The sequence below is a fragment of the uncultured Paraglaciecola sp. genome (assembly GCF_963977085.1).
Classification (GTDB): Bacteria; Pseudomonadota; Gammaproteobacteria; order Enterobacterales; family Alteromonadaceae; genus Paraglaciecola.
In genome coordinates this window covers 130,168-138,101 of record NZ_CAXBNC010000014.1, presented here as the reverse complement: position 1 = coordinate 138,101, position 7,934 = coordinate 130,168, and the positions used below count along the sequence as shown (strand labels likewise).

4 protein-coding genes are annotated in these 7,934 nt (G+C 38.8%); 2 read left to right on the top strand and 2 right to left on the bottom strand.

What is annotated here, in order from left to right; genetic code table 11:
* Positions 1–247 precede the first annotated feature (247 nt).
* Positions 248–1,042 carry a CDP-diacylglycerol--serine O-phosphatidyltransferase gene (gene pssA / locus AAC000_RS15935; RefSeq protein ID WP_339723970.1) on the bottom strand — a complete coding sequence of 265 codons (795 nt, stop codon included), beginning with the start codon at positions 1,040–1,042 and terminating at the stop codon, positions 248–250.
* A gap of 386 nt (positions 1,043–1,428) precedes the next feature.
* Between pssA and xdp1 the strand changes: the two genes are divergently transcribed.
* On the top strand, positions 1,429–2,349 hold the full coding sequence (gene xdp1, locus AAC000_RS15930; protein WP_339723969.1) for an exosortase-dependent surface protein XDP1: 921 nt from the start codon (positions 1,429–1,431) through the stop codon (positions 2,347–2,349).
* A gap of 91 nt (positions 2,350–2,440) precedes the next feature.
* Positions 2,441–5,230: an XrtA/PEP-CTERM system TPR-repeat protein PrsT gene (gene prsT, locus AAC000_RS15925; RefSeq protein ID WP_339723967.1), complete on the top strand. Its 2,790-nt coding sequence runs from the start codon at positions 2,441–2,443 to the stop codon at positions 5,228–5,230.
* A gap of 79 nt (positions 5,231–5,309) precedes the next feature.
* On the opposite strand, the gene clpB is transcribed toward prsT, so the two are convergent.
* Positions 5,310–7,880 (bottom strand): ATP-dependent chaperone ClpB, encoded by a 2,571-nt coding sequence (gene clpB, locus AAC000_RS15920; protein ID WP_339723965.1) that lies wholly within the window; start codon positions 7,878–7,880, stop codon positions 5,310–5,312.
* Positions 7,881–7,934: the final 54 nt, after the last annotated feature.

Here is a 7,934-nt window from a genome sequence, read left to right as displayed (position 1 = left end):
TTCAAATAAATGTTTGTTTGCTTAAAAAGCCTTCAATATGTTTATTAATGTGGCATTATTTGGCAATTTCAGGTGATAACCATTAAGAAGTTACTCCTACTCATAGATACCAAGCTAATTTGAACCTACAAAAAAAGGCATTCAATATTATTAAATGCCTTTTTTGATGTTTAAGTCTATTTCAGAAGCTATAGATGTAGCCGCATTAAATGCGACTAAAGGTAAATCGAAAAATTACGAAGAACGACTATTTATCCTCAGTTTTATTACACTTTGGAGATTGTTCGTCTTCTTCATGCATTTCAACGGCATCGCCTACTACATCTTCCAGTCTTACTTTATCAACTGTTCTAAAAGTATTAATTGGTCCTGCCAATGCATATATAGCAAACACCACAAATAAAACTAAAGCGGGCTCCGTTGCTACCACAACAAAAACCAACATAATAAGAAGCAATGCAACAAAAGGAACTTTTCCATGTAGATTTAATTCTTTGAAAGAGTTGTATTTAAAGTTACTCACCATTAGAAGACCCGAAACACCTGTGATGAAAGCGACTATTATCCCGTAGTCTTGACCATTTACGTCGTATTCTACACCCACCCATATCAAACCCGCTACTAAGGCAGCGGCGGCCGGACTAGCTAAGCCCTGAAAATATCGGCTATCGGCTATGCCAATTTGTGTATTGAAACGAGCTAACCGCAACGCGGCACCTGCAACATAGATAAAGGCGGCAAGCCAACCGATCTTCCCCAAACCAGTTAATCCCCAATTGTAAGCAACTAGAGCAGGAGCCACACCAAAAGACACCATGTCTGCCATAGAATCATACTCAGCACCAAACTCACTCTGTGTATTAGTCATTCTTGCTACACGACCATCTAATCCATCAAAAATCATAGCTACGAATATAGCGATGGCTGCCGCCTCAAAGCGACCATTCATTGAAGATACGATGGCAAAGAAGCCAGAAAATAATCCAGCTGTAGTTAGTAGATTGGGTAGAAGGTAAATACCTCTTCGTTTTTGATCTGTCATTTAAGTACCTCTTTTATTTGCCAATAGAATATCACAGACAAACAAATTCAGAAGCTATTAGCGAAAATTAGCCAGACATTGTAATCACGGTAACACTTAGTTAAAAACTGAGGTTTATTGAAAAACATACCTAAAGTGCAGACAGCATACTTTTATGGAGTAATTACGAGTATATAATGACGCAGTAACCAGACAAACAGACTAAATAAGTGTCAGGAAAATTTACAAACCAATAAGAATTAATTTAATTATTTTAATTATTTTAATTAATTCCATATAAATTAATTAGTTACATTTCTGGCATGATAGATGCTTTGTGGATGATGTTCTATTCTATGAATTTCACGCACCTACGTGAAGATTAGAAAAATATTAAGGGATACATAATGGTAACAAAAAATAAATTTATTATTTCAGTGTTAGTTGCATTTATTGCTTCAACATCGAACAGCTTCGCCACTAGTGGTCATAGCAGCTACTCAGGTAAATATAGATCTGGCTGTTCTCATAGTAATACACCCGGTTCAACAACCTGTGATTCGTGGGAAGGTGCACTCAATTACGACATGTACATTGAAAATGGAAGTGGTAATAACGTCGAAGATGGTTATAACATCACTGGAAGTAATGTAGTAATAGATGGTGTAGGTATAGAAGTCTCTGCATGGGCCGATACCTCGGGCAATAACGACGATTTGATAGTCGAGGGCAATCTAGCAGGGCCTTGGAGCTCAAATGGAGAAGTTGGTTTTGGGATGATGAACCAAGATGAAGAAGATTGGGGAAATTATAGCAATAGTGGTTACTCTCATTCCATTGATAATTTTGGTGGGAGTGTAACAGACTACGACATGGTACTGTTTTCATTTTCAGACGCAGTCTCTTTGGTAGGCGCAACTTTTAGCTGGTTGACCAATTCTTCGAGCACTCAACAAGTATCAGTAGTGGGATTAAACGATATCTCCGGGTTAACTAGTGGTAGTTCAACTTGGTCTGATATAGCCAGTAGCGCAGCGGTTGTCACCTCAGGCTCTTTTCAAATCGAACATTGTGACGATGTGTATGTATCAGATTTCACCACTACCGATGCGGCTCAATATTGGTTAGTTGGAGCATATAATACGGCCTTTGGATATGTGAGTGGCTTTAGCCAAAACAACGATGGCTTTAAATTAGCGAGTATAGGTTTTACCAAAGAGCCAGATTCCGTTGAAAAGCCCCCTGTAGAAGCCAATGCGCCTAGTTCGTTTGCATTGATTATGCTTACAGGTGGATTTATGGCTTGGCGTAAACGTAAAGCTAAATAGAGTCTACATTGCTTAAAATAAAAAAGGTGGCTTATGCCACCTTTTTTGTTCACACTAATTACCGTAATTTTTGTTAATCAGATATACTTTCATGACCATTAAAATACCCACTCTTTTATTATTTATTGCCCTAAGTCATAGCATAGTTTTTGCCAATTCGCTGAGTGACTATGAAAAAGCGCTAAGTGCTTACCAAATTCAAAAATATGATGAAGCCTTTATTCATTTAAAAAATAGCCTGCAGCAAGATCCTAACAATCTGGCAGCCAAAATATTGATGGGGCAATTGTTACTGATTGAGGGTTATTTATCTGCAGCAGAAACCGAGTTTTTTGAGGCTTTACAACAAGGGGCTGATTTAAACCTCATCGCCGAACCACTTGGTAATGCGCTGTTGTTTCAAAACAAATATTTGGACATTCTTGATTTAGACTTCGAAAATAAGTTAGTCAACGAACAAAAAACTAAATGGCTCATGATCCGCGCCAGTGCATGTATTCGTTTAAACAAACTGGATTGCGCTGAAAAAGCCTACAAAGATAACTTAATCAATGACAAAAACCACTTACAGTCGCTCAATGGATTAGCCTCCATCGCTTTATTTCAAGATGACTACGCTATTGCAGAAACCTATATAGATAAAGCAATGAATATTACAACTGAAGATGCTACCACTTGGCGACAAAAAGGTCTGTTAGCACAAGCCAAAGGCAATTTAGATGCTGCAATTGATTATATGCAACAAGCGCTAACATTTAAAAATGACGACCCCGTCACCTTACGAAAATTAGCAGATTTGTATTTAGAAAGTAACGACTTCGACAGTGCTCGCATATTCATTAACGATGTCATTGAAAAAACCCCTGATGATCCACTCGCTATTTTGCTGAGCAGTTGGTTAGACAGCAAGGAAAAATCAAAACCCATTGATGGTAAACATTTAGAAAGATTAAATGAAATCCTCGCGGCGCTCGGTCCAGATGTCATAGCTGCACAACCTGAACTGTTATATATAAGTGGTTTAACTGCTTTTTTTGACGGAAAACTAGAACAAGCAACCAGGGATTTTTCGAGTTACCTGTCAAAAAGTCCAAACGATATGCAAGCGGTTATATTGTTGAGCCGCGCTTATATGGCAACCCAACAAAACAAAAAAGCACTAGTGCTATTAGAAGAACACCAAACCAAATTAATCGAAAATTTAGATTCTGCTTTGTTATTGGGTGAACTATTTATCAATTCAAATAGATCATTTAAAGCGCAAAGTTTAGTTAATGAGCTTGAACAAGTTTATGGTGACGAGCCTCGACTACAGTTGTTTAAAATAAAACTAATGATGGTGCGAGGGAAACAGCAAGAAGCCCTAGCTATATTAGATGCAAACTTAAATAAGAATTTAAATAACCCCACGTTTTTATTTACTTACAGTATGCTTCAACTGCAAGGGAACAATAAAGAAAAAGCCCTAAAAAGTGCCAACGCGCTGATTACTTTGTATCCCAATGACCCCAACTTTCTTAACCTAAAAGCAGGAATACTCGTTCGTTTAAATCAACTTGATGAAGCCGAACTCCTAATTGAAAAAGCACTAAAAAGTGCTCCATCACTTTTCCCCGCCAAGTTTAACTTAGCTTCTATTTATAGTCGTAAGCGTGATTTAGTTCGCTCTGACCAGCTTATAGAAGAGTTACTAACTCTGTCTCCAAAACATACTCAAGTATTAACTTTAAAAGCGCACAACATGTCGACGAAAAATGAGTTCGAAAGTGCCATCGCTATTTACAATGAAATAACCTTATTAAACCCAAGTGATACTTACGCAAAAAGCCAATTGTCAAAAATTTACTTTAAAATGGGCAATTATGAAAAAGCGCTGTACCATATTGAACGTTTGTTAATTAATAATTTTACCAACGCTGAATTTCAATTACAGAAAGCGCAGGTTTTATTAAAATTAGATAGAACAACAGAACTAGCAGAGTTGTTACTTAAAATAAGTGTATTGGATGATCTATCTGTAGAGTCATTGATTGTATTGAGTAATCTTCAGCGGGCAACAAATAATTTAAGTGCTGCAATCGCATCCCTAAGTAAGGCTGAAAAATTAGCTCCTAATAATAGCTTCATAAGCTTGGACAAAGCCAAATTGTTCATTGAAACTGAACAATTTGAAGAGTCGTCTAAAATACTCACAAGTTTGGAGCCTTCAGAAGGAGAAAACCCTAACTTTTGGTTAGTCAAAGCCTTGTACGCCAATAAACTAAATAGTGAAACTAACGCAGTAAAATATTTACAGAAAGCATTGTCGCTAAACCCAAATTTTCACCAGCCTTTAGTCTTACTGTATGAGATGAGTCTGAGTAATAGGCAATTTGAAATATTTGTAAACAATGCTAATAACGTGCTTAAAGCCAATCCCAATAATATTTTTGCCAAAAACTTGTTAGCGCAGTTTTATTACGTTCAGCAGGATTTTGTTCAAGCTTCAACGCTATATAAAGAATTATTAGACGCTAAAACTCAAATCAATAAAGCCGAAATATATAATAAACTAGCGATCATGAGTTTGGATAATGATTTGCAACAAAGTAACGAGTATATCCAACAGGCATTCGCTTTAAACGAAAATAATGCGCGGATTTTAGATACATATGGATGGGTATTAAGCTTGCTAGGCAATTACGAAGAAGGACTAGGCCTTCTTAGAAAAGCTTTCGCCAGGGACTCTTACAATCCAGAAATTAGATATCATATTGGCTATAGCTTAATAAAACTGGGTAGGCTAGAAGAAGCAAAAAAAGAGTTGAGCATAGCTGTAAATGTTTCTAGACCCTTTTATAATCGAGCAAAAACACAAGAATTACTAGATAACCTCCAATAATGTAATTTAGTGTCGGTGAATTAAAATTTGTTCACGCCAAGCAATATTAGTTTGTCTTGACGTGAACTTAGTTACCCAGTTAGTGAATGGTTAAAACATCTCCTTCGACATCAATTTTAATTACCGCATCAGAACTCAAATCTCCTGACAGTAATTTTTGCGCCAACGGATTCTCAATTTCCACTTGAATTGCACGTTTTAAAGGTCGTGCCCCATACACAGGATCAAATCCTGCGTCTGCAATTTTGTCCAAGGCTGCGAGGCTCAACTCCAATTTATAGCCTTTTTCCGCTAACCGTTCTCTGAGTGATCTCAGTTGTATCTTAGCTATCGCGGTTATCTGTTCTTTACCAAGAGGGTGGAAAACAACAATGTCATCTACTCTATTGAGAAATTCTGGTCTAAAGTGTTCCCCTACTACACCCATGACTAAATCTTTCATTTGCTGATAGTTACTTTCTCCACTGACTTCTTGAATAATATCCGAGCCCAAGTTAGAGGTCATAATGATAACTGTATTTTTAAAATCAACCGTCCTTCCTTGCCCATCCGTTAACCTGCCGTCATCCAATACCTGCAATAAAATATTAAATACATCAGGATGAGCTTTCTCAACTTCATCGAGCAAGATGACCGAATAGGGTTTACGTCTTACTGCTTCAGTTAGATAACCACCTTCTTCATAACCCACATATCCTGGAGGGGCGCCTACCATTCTTGCTACAGAATGCTTTTCCATAAATTCAGACATATCGATACGGATCATGGCATCTTCAGTATCAAATAAGAAATTAGCTAAGGTTTTACAAAGCTCTGTTTTACCCACACCAGTCGGACCTAAAAACAAAAACGAACCAATTGGACGATTAGGATCAGATAACCCAGCTCTAGAACGACGGATAGCATTGGCCACTGCGGTCACAGCTTCGCCCTGCCCCACTACACGTTTGTGCAAAGCCGCTTCCATAGAGAGAAGTTTAGCTTTTTCACCCTCAAGCATTTTTGCCACTGGGATCCCTGTCCAGCGAGACAACACGTCTGCAATTTCATTTTCTGTTACTTTATTTTTCAACAAAGTTGTTTCTTGAGATTCAGACTCAGTGGCAAGTTCTAGCTTGGCTTCAAGCTCAGGTATTCTGCCATATTGTAATTCTGACATGCGGCTCAGGTCAGAGGCTCGTCTGGCAATTTCTAAATCTAATTTAGCTTGTTCCAGTTCTGAGCGTATCGTTTGTGTACCTTGCATGGCTTGTTTCTCTGCCACCCAAATAGTTTCAAACTCGGCAAATTTATGTTCCGCCTGTTCACGCTCTAATTCGATTATCTCCAATCGTTTGTGACTCGCCTCATCTTTTTCTTTAGCGAGGGCTTGTTCCTCAAGTTTGAGCTGGATGATCCTCCGCTCAAGCTTATCCATGTCTTCGGGTTTCGAATCCATTTGCAAACGAATACTCGATGCAGCTTCGTCAATAAGGTCAATTGCCTTATCAGGTAATTGCCTATCACTAATATATCTATGAGATAAAGATGCCGCGGCGACAATAGCCGGATCCGTTATCTCCACTGAGTGATGGAGTTCGTAGCGTTCTTTTAAACCACGCAATATTGCTATGGTATCTTCCACGCTAGGCTCTTCTACCAACACTTTTTGAAAACGACGCTCCAATGCCGCATCTTTTTCAATATATTGGCGATATTCATTGAGTGTGGTTGCCCCTACACAATGTAGCTCTCCCCTTGCCAAAGCTGGCTTGAGCATATTACCGGCATCCATCGCGCCATCACCTTTTCCTGCCCCAACCATAGTATGCAGTTCATCAATAAATAAAATGACCCTACCTTCTTCCTTGCTTAGTTCATTTAGCACCGCTTTCAAACGCTCTTCAAACTCTCCTCGAAATTTTGCTCCCGCTATCAGAGCCCCCATATCAAGAGACAATACTCGCTTGTTTTTTAGTCCTTCCGGTACTTCGCCGTTAATAATACGCTGCGCTAACCCCTCAGCAATAGCCGTTTTTCCCACACCAGGCTCACCAATGAGTACGGGGTTATTTTTGGTTCGACGCTGCAATACTTGAATAGTACGACGTATCTCATCATCCCTACCAATAACCGGATCTAACTTTCCTTGTTCAGCTCGCTCAGTTAAGTCAGTTGTGAATTTGTCTAATGCTTGACGCACATCTTCAGCGTTAGGATCCGTCACTTTTTGGCCACCACGCATCTTCTCTATGGCTTGCTCGATATTTTCTTGATTCGCACCAGAGAGCTTAAGCAACTCTCCTAAACTGCCTTTATCTTGCAACGCGGCTAAAACAAACACTTCTGAAGTGATGTAATCGTCTTTGCGCTTTTGGGCAATTTTGTCGCTTAAATTAAGCAATACAACGGTACTTTTTCCTAGTTGAACATCCCCACCGGTTCCTTCAACTCGAGGTAACTTATCTACTGCGTTTGACAAAGCAGAGCGCAAACTATTTACGTTAATATTGGCTTGATCAAATAATGGGCGTACAGAACCGCCTTGTTGATTAAGCAAGGCGGTCATTAAATGTACAGGCTCTATATATTGATGATCACGGCCTAAGGCTAAGGATTGTGCCTCTGACAAGGCTGCTTGAAATTTACTGGTAAAACTTTCTAAGCGCATAAAATTTCTCCACTGGAACTTTGCATAGCTTAGTTATGGGTACAATTTCCATAC